The organism is Rheinheimera faecalis, assembly GCF_021290965.1.
Taxonomy (GTDB): Bacteria; Pseudomonadota; Gammaproteobacteria; order Enterobacterales; family Alteromonadaceae; genus Pararheinheimera; species Pararheinheimera faecalis.
The window spans coordinates 400,433-422,176 of the sequence record NZ_JAJOYT010000005.1 but is presented as its reverse complement, the minus strand read 5'-3'; the positions used below and the strand labels follow the sequence as shown (position 1 = coordinate 422,176).

At 47.3% G+C, this 21,744-nt stretch carries 1 protein-coding gene; it reads right to left on the bottom strand.

Annotated features, from left to right (window positions below):
- The coding region (locus LSG34_RS11955) for a putative Ig domain-containing protein (protein ID WP_233009327.1) at positions 1-21,583 on the bottom strand (21,583 nt) is incomplete at its 3' end.
- Between the last annotated feature and the right edge of the window lie 161 nt (positions 21,584-21,744).

Below are 21,744 nucleotides of genomic sequence, written 5' to 3'. Positions count from 1 at the left end.
CCGGTGGCACAAAAGCCGCCTCCGGCAGGTAGTTCTCCAGCACTTCATTGAGGTTTATCGGGTTAAACGCATCACTGCTGTTACTCGCCGTGCCCTGCGCCGGGATATGCAGTACCTTACCCTGAGGTAAGGCCTCATCCGGCGAGTCCAAACCGTTCAGCGCGGCTATCAGGTACCAGAAATCCTTGTCGCCCAAAAACATCTGCGCCAGGTTCTGTAACGTCTCGCCACCCTGGGTCGTGTAGCTGCGGCTTTGGGCCACCGTCTCACTGTCCAGCGGCTTAAAGTGGGTATCCCGGATATTAATACTGCCGTCTTCTTTAAACTCACCCAGATAGGTGCCACCACCACCATAGCTGTAGTGCGCTGCGCTGCTGCCTCCAGAGTGTTTAAAGTCCGGCGCCCGTTGTTCGCCCTGCTCCGTTCTTCGAAATTCTCCCGTCTCATCAAACTCCAGCTGCCGGCGCTTCTCCAGCAACTGCTCCCGCGTCAGCGGCTGCTCTGCCTGATACGCCACCGTACTTTGCTCGCCTGTGCGTTTGCCCCGCAGCACGCCATTTAAGTCGTACTGGTAGTACACAGCTGCGTACCCATCCGCCTTGCCCGCACTGTCTGTCTTCTGGCTCAGCTGCGCTATCTGGTTGCCTTCCATATCGTACCTGTAGTACGCATACCCATCCTTGTAATGCTCCTGACTCACATGGCTCTTCACCATGCTTTGCTGGTAACTGTCAAAGCCTATATAACTGTAAGTGTAGCTCTGCACCACCCTGTCATCGCCCGTGCCACTGATATTGGTCTGACTACTCAGCAACCCTTTATCAGAGTCGTACCGGTAACTGCTGCTGCCATCAAAATACGTGCTCGTGCGCATCTGAGCAGAACTTAACGTATCCTGATAACCGCTGCCCTCCAGCCGGTAACCATACACCTCATCCGCTTCACGGCTCCAGGCTGAACTGAAGCTCGTCTGGCCGTCTCCCCTGTAGCTGAAACTCTGTACACCCTGTAGCGTGTCTACCAGATGGGCACCTTTCACTCCACTTTTTAACGTCTGGCTGTCCCGCACATCAAAGTACTGGCGCTGCTCTGTCACCTGGCCTGCCGCGTTATAGCTGTATCCACTTAACGTCGACCAGTTCAGGCCGCTGCTGTTAAAGCCATTGCTCAGGTTAAAACGGCTTTCTATCAGATTGTTAAAGGCCTTATGGTCACTGCTGTAACTTTGCTCTACCCCTTGCAAAGTACCGTCTCTGTTGTAACTGTACTTCAGCGCCTGGTCGGTAAAATTATCGCCAAACCCATCATCCCTCAGCTCTATCTCATACTGCTGACGCCCCAGGTTGTCGTACACATAAGCCGTCTCTTCACGCCGTGGTTTGCCCTGAGCATTCACGCCGTCCATTTGCTCCAGAACCACCCGGCCTGCTTCATCGTACTGGTAGCTGTAATGCTCTTCACTGGCTCTGGGCCCTACTGTGACTGTCACCCAGTTGCCTACCCGCACTGGCGTGCTGGCCGCTGTTGCACTGGCACTCATAGGAGCAAAAGAACGGGCAAATCGCATCACTGGCGCAACAACCTGCTCTGCCGCTACCGCTGTAGCTTGCACCTTAAAGTCGCCACTTTGCAACGCCCCCAGCGCCAGCTCCAGCCGCCCTGTTTGCGCATCAAAGCTCACCACTTCCGGTATGATGCCGCCAGGCCATCCGGCTAACTCTTTGCCTTCAGCATCCACCGGCACCAGGCTGTATTCGTAAGAGCCCGCTTCTATACCCCGGAACATTTTACTCAGTTGGATCACATGGGTTTCACCGCTGACTGTCTCCAGTGGTTTCTGCGGCACAGCCACTGGCCCCTGAATATCCAGCGTCAGTTCAATAATGGCTTTGTTCCCCAAGCCATCGTCTGCTATCACTTTGATTTGCAGAGGAACGGCCGGAATATCGTCCAGTTGTGGTGTGCCACTTAACACACCATCCACACTGTTTAACCAGTTCGCTGCGCTATGGTTAGCCAACTGCTGGTACTGGCCGTTGTTGTCCATGACTTGCGTTTCAAAATGAATAAAATGGCCCCAGGCTGGCAATAAAGCTGCAGCATTCAGGTAATAACTCTGGCCATAATTAAACTGGTTCACCGGCAATTGAATGCGCGCCACGTTTTCCGACTGCACCCCTTGCACCCGTAAAGTGGTTTCTACTGACGCTTGTCGTCCCTGCGCATCGGTCACCAGAATATGGATATTCCATAGTCCGTTCGTGCCTTCAGGCGGCTGAGCCCGCAGTGACTGAGTTTCGGCATCAAAACGAGCCCATTCAGGTAAACCTGTGATCTGATACTGCAGTGTATCGCCTTCAGCATCATAAAATACCACAGACTTCTGCCAGGCTTCGCCGTCTACCAGATCCAAAACCGGAGCCAATGCCGGAGCTACTGGTCCCTGATTCCGCTTCACATCCAAAGTAAAGTGGTCACGGCTTTGTGCTCCGGCTCTGTCTGTGGCTATCACCGTAATAGTGTATTGGCCTTCAGCTCCAAAAGGTACAGTGCCACTGATCAGCATATGGCTGGCATCAAAACTCAGGCCAGACGGTAAACCTTGAACCTGATAACTTAAGCTATGTTGCGCAAAACCATCTTCGTGATCAGAAAATTTCGGCAGCACAATCACACTGTGCACATCACTGACCAGGCTTTGTGTGCCATAACCCGGGCTGCGTGGTGCGTCATTCACTGAAACTGACACTATGCTTCTGGCGCTGCGTCCCCACTGATCCGTGGCATCTACCGCTATACGGTACTGACCAGGCTGGCTGAAAAGCCCCTGCAATACTCCGCTTTGTGCATCAATACTGACCCCATTGGGCAATGGCATTTCAAATTCATTGCCCAGCTCGTCCGTCCCTATCAACACAGCTTTGTAGTGCCTGATTTGATTACTGTTGTCCTGATAGCCCATGCCTGCCAACAGATCGGCATAACGTACGTCGGCCCATTCAGGTAGCTCATCACCTAAGTCAACATAGTCTTCGTCATGATCTCTGTCTTTATTAAACAGACGGTCAAACAAGTCGGCCAATGGACCTTTGCCATTGCCCGGGCCTGAACTCCAGCCAGTGTTATGCCAGTGGTCGTTATCACGCCAGCCATGCTCAAACCAGTCACTCCAGTCGTTCCAGTCTCCCCAACCTGATTCTGACTCATTATTCAATTGGTCCAGCCACTGTTGCCACGGATTGGTGGTATCGCTGGCCGCAATGGCAAAATAAGCAGCCATATCCAATGACAACTGCTCACCTGCAGTCAGTAACACAGCTTCTGTGTTGCTGCTGTGTGGGCCCTGACTATTGTTGCTGACGGTCAGTTTAAATTCAGCATAAGTGACATTGCCATGGCGGTCTGTCACTTCCAGCTCGATCAGATGGTCACCTTTGGCATCCAATGGCGGCAATGCATACAGCGTACGTCCATCTTCATCAAAATGAACCCAATCGGGTTTTGCATTGATTTTGTAGCGTAGATCAGCCCCCTGATCGATCAGATCCGGATCGGTAAACTCAGGTAACAAATACTGATTCAACTGACCAGCTTTAAACCAGACTTGTGGTAATTCTGGAGCAACAGGCGCCTGATTTGGCTGAATATATAAAGTCAGCGAATCCAAAGCAGCACTGAAGTCTTTGTTATAACTTGCTAATAAAGTATCCAGCTCGCCATACTGAGACGACACCAGTGGCCACAGGAAACTGCGGATATACCCCAACACTTTGTCGGCATCATGTTTATCATGACCAGACAAACCATCCCAGATATCCCAGTCGTCCTCTTTATCCTTGCCATTTCCTTTACCGTTGCCGTTATTGCCATTTCCATTGCCAGAATCATTATCCCCATGGCCGTTATGACCAGGCACATCTTTAATACCCCCGGCCAGGCCGAGCAGGTAGTCAAAAAACGCCGCCTGATCCTCAAAGAACCATCCCGCCAGTCCATCCAGTTCTGCATTGCTATCAATGGCCTGCTGTTTCAGATCACTGAGCATATCCAGCAAGGCTTCTTTTTCGGAGCGGTCTTTGTATGCCACCAGATCCAGTGTAAAGAAGCCTGCGTTGTCCGTATTGCCTTTGCCCTTACCACGGATCTCCCATTGCTGGTTTTCTTCGTCATAAGCAAACTTAAAGCCTTCCGGTAAACCATCCAGCCGTAGTTGCAGCTCGTCCGGGGCTGGCAGGCTGGTATTACCTTGTGCTGCAGCGTCTGCCAGTGCTTGTTGCAACAGCTGTTGCAGCTGTGGATCGCGGATCACCAGATGCTCACCCTGCACATATTCAAAGGTGTAGATGTCAGCCGCTGGTAAAGGGCTTTGTTTGGGAGTTACTGTCAGGTTAAAACTGATAGTGTTGCTGTTGCCATGCTGATCCGTGGCTGTATAGCTCAGACTGTAAATCTGAGCACCGCCATCGGCATACACACCAGCACCAGCGCCTGCCATTGGGCTGCCGTATACTGTTCTGCTGTTCACATCAAACATTAAGCCAGCAGGTAACCCCGTCAGACTGTACTGCACCTTATCGCCATCCGGATCGGTGAATACCGGCAATTGCAGATACAGAGGTTCACCTTCTTCCACCAGTTGAGCTTCAACCGCTGGGGCCAAAGGTGCCAGATTGTTTTCAATCACCAGCACAAACTGATGTTGCACTGTTTTCCCCCACTGATTTGTTGCACTCAGGGTCAGTTGATAACTGCCGGCACTCTGGCCATCCGGCGTGCCCATCAGGGCACCGCGTTGTGCGTCAAAATACAAGCCATCCGGTAAACCACTAAGCTGGAATTTCACCTGTTCACCACTGGTCGGGTCGACCTGATTGGCGATTCCAGGGATCAATACATGTAAAAACTCATGTTCTTTGGCTTGCACTGGTAACAGTTGTGGCACCAGATCCAATAACTGGCCTGCACCAGGCTGATCGACCTCTGTCCAATCTGTTTGATTGTCCTGATGATCAACCACCAACCGTAACAGTTGGCTGTATTTCACGCCGTTACTCAGCACTATGCTGACATCTGCCATATAGCTGCCCACCTGATCGGCTGTGGCACGCCCCTCAATACGTTGGGTATCCGGGTTATAACTGAAACCTACAGGCAAATTATTCACACTGATCGAGGCGACATCGGCACTGTTTACCCCTTCAGGTAAAGTGCCCAACTGGTAACTGAAGTTCTGGTCTATTGCCACTTTCAGGCGGGTAGCGTTCAATTGGTTGTCAACATTCAGCACTATGCGGTGTACCGTCTGGCGTCCCTGATTATCCACAGCCGTCAACCATACCGGGAACTGTCCTTGTTCAGACATAGGTACATTGCCGTATATCATCTGGCTGGAGCTATCAAACCAGGCCCATTGTGGCAAGCCACTGATACTGACCTGTAATTCGTCATTTTCAGCATCCTGAAAAGCGACAGATTGTGCCAGTGTATCACCGGCTACCAGATCAATAATATCGACCTGCGGCACTTGTGGTGCCTGATTTTCAGTCACGCTAATACGGAAGCTGGTGCTGCTGCGTGCGCCCTGAGTATCAATAGCGGTTAACGTCACTAAATAGTCGCCAACACTGTCTGACGGTAAATAGCCCTGAATATTAAAACTGCCAGGGTAAAAACTGATACCAGGCGGCAGGCCTGTAATTTCATAGCGTAAATTGCCTTTATCTTCATGATCGATAAAAGGATTTAACGGCAGATTTAACCTGCTGTCGGCATTGACTGTGACATCAGTTTGCCCGGCAGCTTGCGGTGGCTGATTCACTGTCAGGACGAAATCCTGACTGACGGGCATGTAATCATCTTTGGCTGTTATCTGGATCCGATAACGGCCGGGCTCAGACAACTGGCCGCTCAGAATGCCTGTTGCACTGTCAAAACTAAGTCCTGCAGGTAAAGCCAGTAGCCTGCGGTCTCCCCAGGCTGTCTCAATCACCAGTTGAGCGCTGTAGGTCAGACGATCGCCTTCCGGATCGCTGAAGCCTTCAGCCACATTAATCCGTATCGGACTGTCGGTTTGCGCATGCTGTTCACCTATACCATGGGCGACAGGAGCTGTGTTGTAAGGCATAGTCACCAGACTGACGCGGATATACTCCAGATTGCCTGCATGATCTGTTGCTTTCACTTTAACCGTCGTTTCGCCATACAGTCCCATAGGTGGCCGACCTGAAAAGGTCAGAGTTTTGCTGTTAAAGCTCAGCCACTTTGGTTTTTCTATCACGGAATAATGCACATGAGCATCGCTGTAATTGCTTTGCACAGCTGGCAATTTAAAGCTGGACCATTGCCCTTCCACCAGATACTGAACCGGCACCTCCGGCACCGCCATGGTGCGGTCCCGTTCCACATCAATCGTCAGGTTGTACCAGGTTTGCTGACCCTCTTTAGTGGTGATCAGAATACTGACATGATGCTCCCCTACAGCCTGCTTTTCCGGTTTGCCATAAATTTCAGCTGTGCTGCTGGAGAACATCAAACCTGGTGGCAGATTGTCCACCCGGAATTGCGCCCCTTGTTGCACTAATTGATGCAGCTCCGGCGCCAGCAGATAGAAGAAGGTGTTGTAATGGGCTTCAAAATCGCCCAGTTCCACCTCAGGAACCTGTTCTGCATCAGCGACATGCAACACAAATTCAACCTGACTGACCTGACCTTTTGGATCTGTGGCCTGATAAACAAGCTTTATATCACCTTGCAATGGGAAGGCTGGTGTGCCCCATAAAGTGCGGGATTTAGCTTCAAAATACAGGCCAGAAGGCAAGCTGACTTTATTGCCATCTGCATCCAGAGCTGACAGGCTGTAGCTCAGGTAGTCGCCTTCTGCATCAGCAAAAGCGGGCAGTACATAGCTAAAGTGTTTGCCTTGTGTGGCATCAACCTGAGTCAGTTCAGCCGGAGCTTCTGGTGCGGTGTTGCCCTGAATATCCAGACTAAAATAGGTGGCCGTCTGATTCCCCGCTTTGTCTTTACCCACCACATGGATTAAATGACGTCCTTCAATGGCAACCTCTGGTATACCAATAATACTGTGGCTAAAGGCGTCATAGACCAGCCCTTGAGGTAAGCCATATAACTGATAGCTGACACTGTCGCCTACATCATCCTGAAAATGCGGCAGAGGTAGGATCAGGTATTTATCCACTTTTGCTGTTGCATCCGGGATCTGAGGTGCAATAGGAGCCAGGTTAGGTTTCACTTCCATCAGGAACTGGCTTTGGCTGCGATTACCCCAGAGATCAGTCACACTGACATTCACCTGGTAGTGGCCCCGGCTTCCCGCTGCTGGTTTACCGATAAAAGACTGACTGGCCGGGTCAAACACTAAACCTGGTGGCAATCCTTCAAACTGATAGGTCAGATGCTGCGGGTTCACAGCGTCGATCGGATTGAGTGGGATTTGCAGTGTTGTATTTTCCAGCACCACTAAATCCTGTTGCTGATAAACAGGAAGTTCGGTCACTGCACCGACGCTAAGTGTGACTATCTGCTGTTGTATTGTGTTATCAGCTCCAACAGAGCTGACCGTCAGTTGGTAGTCCCCCTGACTTCCTTTCACCGGGCTGCCCGATAAGGTACCTGTTTTTACATCATACGACATGCCATCAGGTAACCCGCTGACAGATACCGTATTACCATCAGTCAGATTGGCCAGCTCAATACTGCTTTGCTGTCCTTCCAGCAGAGTCAGTCCATAGTCCGGGTTCTCTTCGGTTTGCAGACTGTACCCTATCGTATTCCCCGATGAGGACGACATACTGGAAACCATAAAGGAGCGACCAGCTACAGGGGACAGGTAAATGGTGATGGTATCATTGAACGAGCTTCTTAGATTATTACCCAGCTTGATGGTATAAAAACCTGCATCTGTAATTTCAGAATCCATTTCCAATCGGACATTATCTATAGTCCACATCCAGGCATTATTGGGATGCCTCTCGTCTTCTTTTGAAACATCGTAGTAAAGACGAAACCCAGGAGCTCCCGGCCCAGTAATAGATTTTATGAAGAGATGCGGTGCTGCGACAGAAATACCTCCGCCAAAGTATCCGCTAATAGAAAAAGTAGTATCTGTTCCCGCAGGCACTACATGATTTGCATCAGGGATCGCTTGTTCTACCGTCAGGTTAAAAGTAGAAGATGCGGTCCGGCCATTGCTGTCTGTGGCCACCACAGGAATAGACCACTGACCTGCACCATCTGTTGGCGTGCCGCTGAACGTCAACCGGACATAGGTAATTCCGTTACTAACAGTGGTAGTTTTATTGGCGATCACACCATGTGGCAGATTATTAATGTTGTAACTCAGGTTAATGCTTTCGTCAGGTAACAACTTATCGGAAAACTCCAGAACCATATTTCCAATAGATTCTCCTTCTTCTATCGTCTTACTAATAGTCCCCTGACTTGCAATTACAGGGCGGTCAATAATCAGTATGATATTGACCCGCTGCGTTAAACCTTGCTGATCTTTACCATCAATATAAAACTCATAAACTCCGACATCAGCATCTCCCCTTGGATTCACACTGATCTGATGTGCTGAGTTGATGCTGACAAAACCCGGCTGCCCAACGATCTTATGCTCAACCACTGTGCCTAAGTCTTTTAATAAGGCATCTAACGACAAGCTTTGGCCGGCAGAAGAATTAGATGGCAACGTCAGGCTATAGGATTGATCAGGTTTATCCCTCAGGTTAGGGTCACGAACGTTAATGCTCAGTGTTTCAGAAATAACAGGGTTTTTACCATCATTAAACTCCACCACAATAGTGACATTACCAATAAAACTCGTTGGTGATGTGCCACTGAATACATAACCTCTGTAATTGTACCCATTGACTGTACTACTGGTTGGTGTCGCAACTATCCAGGCTGCAGCTGCTGAAGGTTCTACCCTGTAGCTGATGTGCGGAGTTTCTCTTTGCGCCTGATCTCTGAAAGAAATAGCTGCAGCCGGGAAACTTTCTCCAGCTTTAATTGAAGGCAGAGTTTTCCCCGCATCCACTACTTCAGGAGCAAAGTCTATTGGCGGCTCTGTGACAGTGACTTTAAACGCCCTTTGTACCTGATTGGCTGCGCCATTCAGCAAATCAGATCCCGAGATCACAAAATCATAAGTGTCAGGTGCCGCATTAATAACTACACCACCCAAAGTCAGCGTTTTTTCGCCCGCGCTATTACTGCCTAAACGAGCATTTAGCCAGGCAGGTAAGGAACTTATATTGATAGCACTGAGCGTTTCTCCATCCAGCAAGTTGTCTTTAAATACAAAAGTCACTTCAGGAAGCACAGCGCCTTGCTCTACCACAAGATCTTTAATACCGATAAAAAGTGGCGTGGTATTCACTTTCACCACTTGAGGTGGCGTACCTGAATAGGGGTTGTAGATACTTAAGGTATAGCTTGTCGACGAGACCGAGGTTGTACTATTAGTAGAGCGTACATAAATACTAAAAATGCCAACATCCGCTTCGGTCAGAACCTTAGAGCTGGAAAAGCTAACTTTACCATTGGCTCTGTCGAGGCTGTAACTGGCCCATGCTGGTAAACCGATCACCTCGTGGGTATACGCATCACCAGCCTGATCTTTAGGAATATTCAGGCTAAAGCCGGACAGCGTCTGACCCACTTTTAGCACCTGGTCCCCTTGTGGTGCAGGCGCAAGAATAGTGACCAACACCTGATTCACCTGAACCGCATCTCCGGAGCGGCTGACGATTCTGATGGTATAACTACCTACGTCGGCGGCTCTGATATCACCACTGGCACTGATCTCAACAGTGTTATTGTTGTATTTCAGTACAACGGCACCGGAACGCAGTCCACCTAAATCCACTTCATGAGTAATATTCTGCGGCACAGAATTTACTAAATGAGCTGGCGTGTCATCATTTTGATCTATGGCTGTAATCACAGATTTGATGCTGTTTGCCAGACCTGCACCTGCGGTCCAGGTCAGCACGCCTTCCGAACGGGTGCTCGACATAGGATAATCGATGCTCAACATCACCCATTGATTCGAATCTGAAGTTTGTTTGCCTTTGACCCAACTGGCCGTTGGCATAAAACGGATTTGTTCGACTAAACCACCATAGTTATGAACAATTAATCGCCCTTCACTATTGATACTCAGCATCGAGGTAGGAGCATTGACCCAGGTCCCATTACTCAGGTACTGAATACCTGATAGCTTAAAGTTATCTGCATCATCTCTGTATAAATAAGGAGCCAGATCAATACTTTCCCCGGCTTTGATGGTGCCCAGGCTGGCCGGCAGGTTTTGCCACTCATAAGGCAGTTCAAATTCCAGTTTGGCTGAACCGTAGCTACTGCTCATCGTATTGCTGACCAGTCGAGCTTCAATGTCATAGACTTTATTGACTTCACTTAATGGCACGGCCTGATTGGCAATCAGCTTAAGCTGGGTCACACCATTTGCGGCATTCACCACCTGATAGTCTAACCAGGAAGGCCAGTTTGGAGCGCCTTTATAACTCAGGACACCATTAATTCTGAATTCAAAGCTCTGACTGCCGCTGTTGTGGTCCGTGATCACATTATTCAGATTACCCGGTGTATCATCATTGCGATCTTTAAAGTAGATATAGGTGTCCGGGATATTTTTAGTGGCTTCCAGCACCTGATACGAAGGTGATTGCACCAGCTGTGGCGCATAATCTATGGCCAGAATGAAGTGATTGGAAATAGGAGTACGATCATCTCCATCTCTGTTATCTTCTCCAGCCTCAATATCGGTTCTGTGTGCCCGAACTGCAAGCTTCAGCTCTTCAATCGGGCCCTGATAAGCAGGATTGACCGTCAGAATACCTGTGGTGTAATTCAGCAATACCGGATGATCACCCTGATTGGACAACCGAACCCAACTGCCGTTATTCAGGTAATACACATTGTATTGGTTATTATTATCCAGCAAATCATAGCCATCGGCCTTATATATGTATTGGCCGACGTCAAAACTTTGATTTTGTTTCAGTATCTTGTCGGATGGAATAGTGTCCCATTTAAATTCAGGATCCACCTGAATATCAATTTTCCCTTCACCATAAGCACTGGTTTTATCTCTGGCTTTCACTGTAATGCCGTAGGGAATTTCTTTACGAATAGCAGACTGGGGGATATTGCTGATATTTCGGATCGTCACCTGACCTGACGCTTTATCTTCCGTAATTTCCAGCCAAGGGAATAAACGACGCAGTTCAGCTAAAGTAAGTTGATCCTTGCCTGATTCAGAGGTGGAATAAGAGAAATGCAACGTATCGCCACGATCTAAATCATCGAACGTAAAAGTATGACTGAAATAGTTGTAGGCATCCGCCCCCTCAGCCACAGGATCATTCACACCATCGGCTGCTTCTACCAGTACATAAGCCGCAGTGTTATCTGACGGCTTAAAGTTCAGACTAATCTCGACGGCATCCGTGTAAGTGACCCCACTGGCGGTAGTCACAAGGATTTGAACCTTACCTTGCCTTAATTCACCTCTGTACGCAGCACTGACATCAAGTAGCCACTCACCTTTTGCGTCTTTATAGACCCGCATCCAGTTCAGCTCAGGCTGACTGCCGTCAATAATCCGAACCTGTGCAATATCTTTATTTTGCACGTTAAATAAAGGCGCAACTTTGGCCCCAATACCGGAATCAAGCCGCACCTTGTCCATAGCCACTGTCAGGGAAAAAGCAGCGGAAGTTGTTTGTCCTGACTGATCAATAGCACGTACTATTACATTGTAAGCTTGGCCATTGTTGGTATGAGATGCCATACCACTGAGCACCAGGCGGTTAAGTTTTGCATCAAATTCGTATTCAACCCCTTGCGGCAAACCTGAAACCTGATAATTCACAATACTACCACTGGCATCAGTAAAAGCTGGGATACTCAAGCCTTTCAGTTCAGTTCTGGCTTCTACTGTCAGTGGTAAATACACAGGTGGTTGTGGCGTAAGGTGCAGATACAGATCCACTGTCCCCTTGACAATCTGGCCATTGACTCTAGCTTCGACTTCCAAAGTAACAGGACTCGGTATCCGTTGTCCCGGTTTGAGCAGCTCAGGCACCAGACGGATCTCTCCTGTCTGAGCGTTAAATACCAAAGGTAAAGTGCTTAAATCTGTGTTGACACGCAGATCTGCAATACTCAGATCTCTAAAGGAAAAATAGTTATCGTCGTTGTTGCTGTTATAACCATCACCAAAAAGTTTGATGCTGTTTGTTTTGCCTTCAACTAGTTGCAGTCCTTGTTGAGGGTAATCAAAATACAGATTATGTACCTGATAATTGAAGATCAGTTCAACAGGATCATAAATACTGTCGGTAGCCAGCAAACGGAATTGTAAATCTGAAATAGTGACGTTTTGAGGCAGTACCTGACCCGGCTTTGTCCGGATATAGGCCATATTATTCGCGTCTATACCGTATTCAATAAACTCATCTAGCCAGTCCGGTTCACCATAAGCTTCTAACAGGAAATGCAGCTCATCCCCGTCTGGATCTTTAAAATAGCTATTAGGATCAAAACGAATACTAAAAGGTTGCCCCAGATACAAATCGCCTTCAAGACCACTTAGATCCACAGGTTTGATCACTTGCTGGTTGCTGGCAACAGTGATATTTAAAGCAAGTTCGGCGCTCAAACCTCTGGTTTTGTCCTGCGGATCGTCAGGATTAAAGTCTGTCGCCTTGATGGATAAATCAAGGTTTTGTATATCCTGTGCGGTCAGAACTGCTGGTGTATCAAATGCCAGTTCAAGATACACGCCATCTGAGCTGTAACTGATCCACTCAGGCAACTGCGGGTTGCCATGTTGCAGCAGCTGTAAAATCAGGCGATCTCTCTGATTCGGATCACTAAATAACTCACTGATGGCATACCTGACTCTGGTTACTTTGAGCGGCTGTAATACAACACCAACGCTGCTCTGAACAGCTTCAGGGCCCTGATTGAGATCCAGTGAAATATTACCTGTATAGGCGTTGAGTACATCGACTTTGGTTCTGTTACCAACCGCATCATAACCGTATCTGAACTGCACTTTGGTTTGCAGTGACAAGTTGTCATAGACAGTTACAGTGCTGATACGATCCAGACTGTCGTAGGTAGTGTAGGTTGTTTCATCAATCAGATGGTTTAACGAATCCAGACTGACATTACGCTCTTCAATGATTCGACCCAGTTCATCGTACCTGTAACTTACATAGGGGGACACTGCGCGTCCATTTACTGTGACTGAACCATCATTACGCACTGAGGCTAATTGGCCATTATTGTAGTAATCATACTGGCGGTATAAAACACCATTTACCCGGGTTTCAGCCTGTAACCCCCGGAACACACCACCTGATTCACCAACGTAGGCGTACGTCCATTTCTGCCCACCCAGATCTTTGTGAGCAATGAGCCTGTTAAAGTAGTTGTGGTAGCGCCAGGTTTGCTGATCAACATCCCCCAATTCACCATAGAACTCCGCCGTTTTGCGGCCCATCGCATCCCAGGCATAACTTTTAATGACGCCATCAGGTGTGACAGAACGCACCAGATTACCCGTTTGGTCATACCAAAATTGGTATTTATTGTTCAGGGCATCAAAACGCTGAGTTTCATAACCTAATTCATTGTATACATGGCGACTGATGGTACGACGCTCTACTATACCACTACTGTTCTGACTAAAATCATTGACACTCAGTACCCTGCCATTAGCGTCCAGCTCTCTGTAACTAATGTAACGATCCGAAGCGCTGCTGCCTAATTGCTCCGCAATCTGGCGTCCAAATACGTCATAACCATAATGAGTGGCTACTCCGGACGGATCTGTAGTGCGGATCAACTGACCAGCCGTATCAAAGTAGTTAAAACGGAAATGTCCATTGGCATCTTTTGAGGCGATCAGTCGTCCCATTGTATCGTAGAAGTTTTCAAATACAGGACGCTGATAACTGCTTTGCACACCAGCAGCTGTTACCACTTTAACTGCAGGTTGAGTTTCTTTCACCAGGCGATTTTCATGGTCGTACTCATAGCTGGTTGTAACTGAAGCTCCTGTTGCTGTATTGGCTTTGGTATGACTCAGTATATTATTCCAGCGATCGTAGTTTATGGTCTCAACTTGTTGCACCACCTCCTGCTGAACACTGGTTCCATCCAAATTGACCGGTTGGTTCAGTGCTGGTGTACGTTTACCTACAGCCTGTCCCAGTTTGTTGTATTCAAACAAGGTGACACCTGATGCCAAATCATTGATATACACCAGATTACCAAGCAAGTCGTAACGATACTCTTTGCGGACACCGTTACCTTCAGTGGTGTCAAACAACCGTCCATTGCTGTCGTAATAAAACCGTTCCTGGTACAAGGAGTGATTGGAAAAACTCTGATTACCTCTGTGAGTCAGTTCACCATAGGCATTGTAAATTGCAAAAGTGGATTGAACCCAGGTAGTCTGCTGTGCTTTTTCCGTATCGTAGCCATCACGGTAGATACGAGCAGCGGTTTGATTCCCCAATTTGTCGTAGCTGTAGCTGGTCACTGCATCACGTAGTGTCCCATCAGTATAAGCCGTGCGCTCAATCAGAATGCGACCACGGTGGTCGACTTCATAACGAGTAGCAATACCTGCGGCATCGGTGGACTGGAGCAGATTGCCCCGTAAATCATATCTGGATCGGAGAACCAGATCCTGAGAACTTTCAGTAAATTGCAAGCCAGTTGCCGCACTCTGATCCAGACCATTTTTAAGTTGCCTTACCTCAACCTGGTTTCCTCTGTGGTCGTACTTAAATCGGGTTACTTTGTATTGCGACAACTGCCCAGCCGCTGCATTGGTTTGATTCTGCAAGCCTGACGAGCCCAGTAATTCAGCAGCAACTACTGTCACTCGTTGCTGTTCTATAGAGGAAATCAGTCGTGATAACGCATCATATTCCTGAACCAGCGCACTACCATCAGGGGCCGTTATTTTCACTATATTGCCCAGCGCGTCGTATTCAGTGCGACGCACTACAGCATTGGATGCACTCGTCAGATTCTGACCGTTCAACTGAAAGACTTTATAACCCAGCTGAGTTTGCTTGATTTGTCTTCCGAGCTCATCGTATTCATAGCTCCAGACTCTGTCCCCAGTTTGGCCAGCAGCCTGAGCTGCAGCGGGAGGCATATCGATGCTGAGCCCCACTGTATTAATAGCTTTGGCATACTCTATATAGCTTTCAACTTCACCATACTGGTTGTACACCCATTTATTGATGTAACCTTCCGCATTCACCTCAAGAGTTTTACGACCCATCTCGTCGTAATAGCTGAAACTGGATTGATAGCTTTGAGTTGATGTATAACGGCGTGTTTCGACCACATCTCCAAAGCTGTTGTAGACGTATTCAGTGACAGGGGATGCGGTTTTTCTTTGGGTAGGACTCACAGCATCATAGTAACTAACCAAAGGTTCTATGACTTTGGTTTTACGCCCTGACTGGTCGTATTGATATTGAATAGTCCGGCCTGCAGTTAATCCATATTGCTCTTTAAAACCTTCAGCAGAAAGTTGTTGATCGCCGGTAAGATTCAGCTTTTTTTCATATCTGGTGGTGGCAATCAATTGCCCTAAAGCATTGTACTCATACCCTGTAACATAACCTTCAGCATCAACCTCATAAGCTAACCGGCCCAGATTGTCATATAACTTATATTGTTCTTCGACAACCACAGCTGCATCGCTGATCACTTTCTGATAATACGCTTGCCCAAGCGCGTTGTAGCTGACTTCACTAAGCAAGGTTTTTGTTGTGGTGTCAGCTGGGGCTATGACAAGGGTCTGCCGTCCGGCATTGTCATAACTAAAAGAGCTGCTGACATATCCAGCATTCCAGTTTGTAGCTGTTGGGCTGGTTTTTTGACCTGTTTGCTGTTCTGTGACATAACCAAGATTGTTATAAATAAATTTCGTGACGTTGTGCAGCGAGGTCGCTTGCAATTGCCCGTCAGTGCCATAAGTATAACTGGTCACTTTAGGTCCAATTTCTTCAGTCAGCCGACCAGCATTGTCATATTTGTAATTCCAGACATTGCCTTTTTTGTCTGTATAGGTTGCCTTTAAACCATTGTCGTAGTAGCTCCAGTACTCTTTGTTGCCTGCAGCATCAGTCAACTCTGTCATACGGCCCGCACTGTCAAATTGCATCTTTTTATGCCGTGCGTCCAGATTTTTGACAGACGCAGCCACTAACCTGTCATAGGTTGGAGCTCCGTTTAATGTCAGGAATCCATGCTGTGTTTCTCTGCTAAGCTGAGTACCTGTATAATTCAGCTCGTTTACACTGCCATCCTCGTGCAGAGTAAATCTCAAACGTGCTGCTTCATCATAGAAAAATCTGGTTGTCTGATTTTTGCTGTCATTGCTCATCAGATGATCAACAAGCAAAGTCTGCAAACTATCCAGATCATAACTTGCGCTGTAATTCAGTTCGCCACTGGCATAAGCAACAGTTTCAGTCAATTGGCCACTTTTGTCGTATCGGTTTTCCTGCACAATGGCCTTGTTACCAGCCTGTCGTTGCAGCGTAAATACCACTCTGCCATTGGCGTCATACAGTGTTGCAAGCCGGGAGTCGTCAGTAGAAGACTGAAGTTTCAGAGTACTGATTGCAGTGCCTGCTTGTCCTGAAATCAAGGCCGTTAATAAAGTGTCATTTACTATTGTTGCGCGCTTTGCAAAGCTGATTCGTTCTTTGACTTTATTCTCGTTGTTATAAACCAGCTGGGTCACTCCACCATCGGCATTCACTTGATGGCTGACACGGCCGTCTTTATCGTAGATAACATAGTTGGTTAGCGCCTGAGTACTCTGAATAAAGTTGTCTACCGCTGTTTTATTTCGGATGTCACCGGTAAATTCCTGAGTGTATTGACTGGTAGCAATTCGCTGCCCGGCACGATCATAGTGGTATCGGGTGAGAGCACCATCCGGCGCTAATATAAACACCAGTTGTTGATTCGCATCATAGACATAACTGGTCGCCTGCAAAGTCCCCTGAGCAGCAGATCCTTGTTCCTGCCTCAGCACATTGCCGTTACCATCATATTGATAACTGGTGATTTGCTGTTGAGCACCAGTCCCTTTGGTCTGTTGAGTTAAACGACCTAAATTGTCATAGAGATAAGAAGTGACCGTGGCCTGAGCAGTACCGTATCCCTGTGTCACGGAGATTTGATTTCCTGCCGCATCATAGCTGTATCTGGTTGTATGTTCGTCAGCAGTACCTTTAGCTGTGATTTCACTGACTAACCGGCCATTTGTGTCATAAAGATACGAAATACTTTGTCCCGAAGCATTGGTTTCAGTCAGGGTAAAACCAGCACTGTCCTGAATGACAGCTGTTTTCAGCACTTGTTGTTGACCAAGGGCATCCGTCACATGTTGAATTGTTATATTTTCTGTTCCCGCCTTGCCATCAGTGCGGCGTTGCTGCAGGTATTCAATGGTGCGTAACTCGCCATCCACCGTCAGCTCTAACCGGCCATTCGCATCGTACTGATTTCTCGATACCAGGTCATTTCCAACAAAGGTTTTTAATAGCTGACCATTGTGATCATATTCATATCGGCTGGTGTTATTGCCCAAAGTGGAGCTTTGAATTTCGCCAAAGGCATTGTATACAGTGGTGAGCGTTAAACCCTGAGCTGACGTTCTGCTGTGAGTTCTGGTTTGAGCGTCGTATTGGAACTGCGTTTTGTAACCCAGTTCATTAACAACGCTCAAGGTACGATCAAAGGCGTCATACACAGTCACTTTGCTTTGTTTTACCGCATTGGTTTCGCTCTGATGATAACCTGTGCTGACGGTTAGGATCTTTCGGCCTTGTTCATTCTGACCGTAGGAGTATTCGGTCACATTGCCTGCCGCATCAATTTCTTTAATCAAGCGCTTAAAGGCATCATATTCAACTTCCACATGGATCATTTGTTCCAGTGCAGAGAGGTAGTTGCTGACCAGGCTACCGTCAGCGTTATATAAACCTGCAGAATCGAAGACTGTCGTATCCAACAAGCCGCGCTCATCATACAAATAACTAGTAACATTTTGCTGTGTGGCGCCACTGCTTGCAGCTGTGGTTTTTTTAATAAGCTCAGCAAAGGCGTTGTATTGGTAGCGGGTTTCTATCCCCGCAGAGATTTGACTACCTACCAGTCCTCTGCGGTTGTAAATCGTATCTGTTGTCTGTGGATCAGCGACCTGCGCTACTAACCAGGATGAGATATCGCTGTACTGCCCTCCTGTCAGTGCCTTATTACTAAGTACATTGACAGGAATGCCCGTGCGATAGATATGGGAGCGGATCTGCTCGCCAAAGTGATTGTATTCATAACGAACCACATTGCCGAAATGGTTCACCACAGCTTCTAACTGACCTGTTTGGTTGTAGTAAAAATAGCTGGTCTGATCTTCTGCATCAGTGGCTGAAATACGGCGTCCTAATGCATCATAAGTATATCTGCGCCCTTGTGTAGCAAAAGCGGCCTGAATGGCTTCCTCGCTATCCAGTTGACTAACCAGTTCAGCATCAAGCTCGGCAATCAATAAACCCCGCTCATCGTATTTCCAGCGTTGAGTTCTGATTTGTCCACTTTCATCCGCCGCCTGACTTTGCTGTAAAACCAGATTACCTGCGCTATCGTAGCTGAATCTGGTCTGCAAGCCATTGGCAGAGGTTGTGCTTTCTAATCTGTTAAGTTCGTCATAAGTATGAATAGTGGTCTGGTTTTTCGTGCTGTTTCCTGTCGGAAAACTTAATTTTCCACCACTGTAGTTCGTCACCAAATCGTGGTACTGCGTAACAGATTGCACATTGCCATTACGATCATACTGATAACCTGTGACTTGATTGTCAGCTGACAATTCTCCTGTTAACTGGCCCTGACCGTTGTAAAACCAGTAATGAGTCCGGTTATTTCCATTAGTGGTAGTGACGGGTCGTAATGCAGCTAAGTCAGCTGTTTCACGGGCACCACTGCTGACGGGCACTTTATCGGCATAACTGATCCGGGCAATTTGATTGCCTGCGCCGTCATAACGATATTCAATCAGGTAACCGCCAGCATCCAGAGTTCCTAATAACAACCCATCTTTATCATAAATATTACGACTAAGACGATAGGAGCCAGCAGTGGCTAACAGACTTGCCTTAGAACCTGAAACAGAAATGACATTCGCTTTGTCATAAGCTTTGCTCGTCAGTAAGCGGCCAAAGTCATCATAGTGATAAGCGATAACAAAACCTTCGGCATCCTGATCAAATGCCTTACGATTGGCATCATCATAAAAACTTCTGCTTACCCGATCCTGAGTATCAACAATCTGATTTGCAGCAAATTGTTCTGTACTTATGAGTCCTGTGACAGTCAGATTTCCGTTGTTATCTTTGGCCTGAGTCCCCAGATTTTGACCATTTAGTGATGCAAAACGAGTTGTTTTGATTAAGTTACCGGCTTGATCGTACTCAAAACCTGTGACTCTGTTCTGAACATCAACCTGATAGGCCAACTGACCTTTTTCATTATAAAAATAATAAGTTGGCTGTTGGAGTTGATCGACACTCACAACCAGTTGCCCTTCATCGTTATAGAAAAAGGATTGACTGCCAAAGGCATCGAAATCCTGAGATTGACCTAACACCTTGCCTTGAGTCATGCTGACTGTGCGTCCGGCGAAATCTACGACTCTGGTCGTAATTAAACCATTCGCAGCAGTAGTCAGAATACGCTGCTGGCTTTCCTGATACGCAATATGAGTAACCTGACCTTCGGCATCTGTAGATTGAATTAAACGGCCCAAGGTGTCATACACATAATGACTGACAAAGTCGTTTGTATTTTGCGTCGTGGCAACGCCTTCAGGGGTCACTTGCTTTAATAAACGACCTCTTTGGTCATACACATACTCAGTTGTGCTGGCAACGCCCCCACCATTGACACCACTAAAACGGGTTTGGCTGGCCAATTGCCCACGAAAATCATAACTGTAGCGAATTAGCTGGTAGTCGCTTTCCCAGCTGTCCAATTGAGCCAAACTTAAACCTTGCGACTGGTCATAGCTGGTCAGATAATGCCGTTCTTGTTCTATCTGACCAAAAGCATTGTAGACAAACTCTGTCACTCGTCCTTCCGGGCTCACCTGAAAACGTAATCGGCGACCGCTGGCATCATAAACATACTGGGTACTTTGCGCTGCAGATGGAACTGTGACACTGTCAAGCGATACCAGTGGTTGAGATTTAAATTGATGACTACGAATTAACTGATTCTGGCTATTGTATTCATGAACTAAGGTGTTGCCGGCAGAATCCCGTTCACGAATTCTGTTGCCCTGCGCATCATATCTGTACTCAACCAGACGTCCCTCTCCATCTGTCATACTGAGAATATTGCCATCTGCCACACCATCAGCATTCTGATCTTTTTGCTCATACTGATACGACACAACTAAAGACTCGTTGCCATCAGCTTCCAAAATATGGTGCGACAACAGCTGGTCCTGAGCATTAAAGCGGTAAATATTGGTGCTGTCGCCCACCCTCACTCTGGTTTCATTAGTCGAGGTATAAGTGAAGCTTGTTTTTTGATTATTTGCAGCTGTAATACTTTTCAAACGCCCATCAGCATAATATTCAAATGCCTGAACTTGCTGATCGTTATTATAAATTTTGCTGATACGGTCATTACTGTCGTAAGCGTAACGGGTAACAAAGAGTTTGCCATCGCGACTTTGCCCAGCCTGCAGAACATTATCAGTTAAATCAGTCGGAGTAAGATCAATAGTGACAGTCTCCAGACGGTCGTTCGCATCGTAACCATAGGTGACAGCTTTAGTTGAGACGCCATTTTCCATGACCTGATAAGCAATAAGCAGATCATTTTCATACTGAAAGTCTATTACTTGCTGGTTTAATGCACCATCCACCAATGCAGTATCAATTTTACCCGCTGCGTCATAGGTGAGATAAATACCTTTACCATTTTCATCCAGGATATTCTGCAGACGACCATTTACATCGTATTGTTCTGTGGAAAGCGTATCACCATCTTTATAAAGGTAGGTCTGCTCAGTGCTGTTGTAGTGGATCGAATCATGCGCGCCAGAGCCATCCGTGCTGATGTAGCTGTTTGAAGCAGCATTGTAAATATAGGACTGAATGGCGCCGTCGGCATGAATACGGTTGATACGGCTGCCCTGAGTATTGACCGGACCTGTGAATACCAGATTGCGCATAAAACCTAAGCGCCAGCCATCTGCATTATCGCCATCAAAAATACCGGAGCTGTTGTAGGTTCGTAGCAGAGAAGCATCCACACCGAGTCCTTTTAAAACGTCATCTTGCCTTTGCAGGATCAGATTACCTGTTGCGACATTAGCAAAAACACCTTCATTGCTTTGTCCCAACCCGGTGTATCCCCCCAAAGCGCCCTGATATGACGAATTAAATAAACCAGCTTGTGCGTTTGCGATAATGCCTGCCATAAAAACCTCAACTACCAATAGCCCTTTCGTTTATCCCTATACATTCAAAAAAAAATCGCATTCGTGCACAAAAAAGATAAATATTTTTTTCACCGATTTTTACTTGTAACGGAAGCTTGTTCCATGGTGGAATTTGTCGCACTGTTCTGTTTAAAAGTATG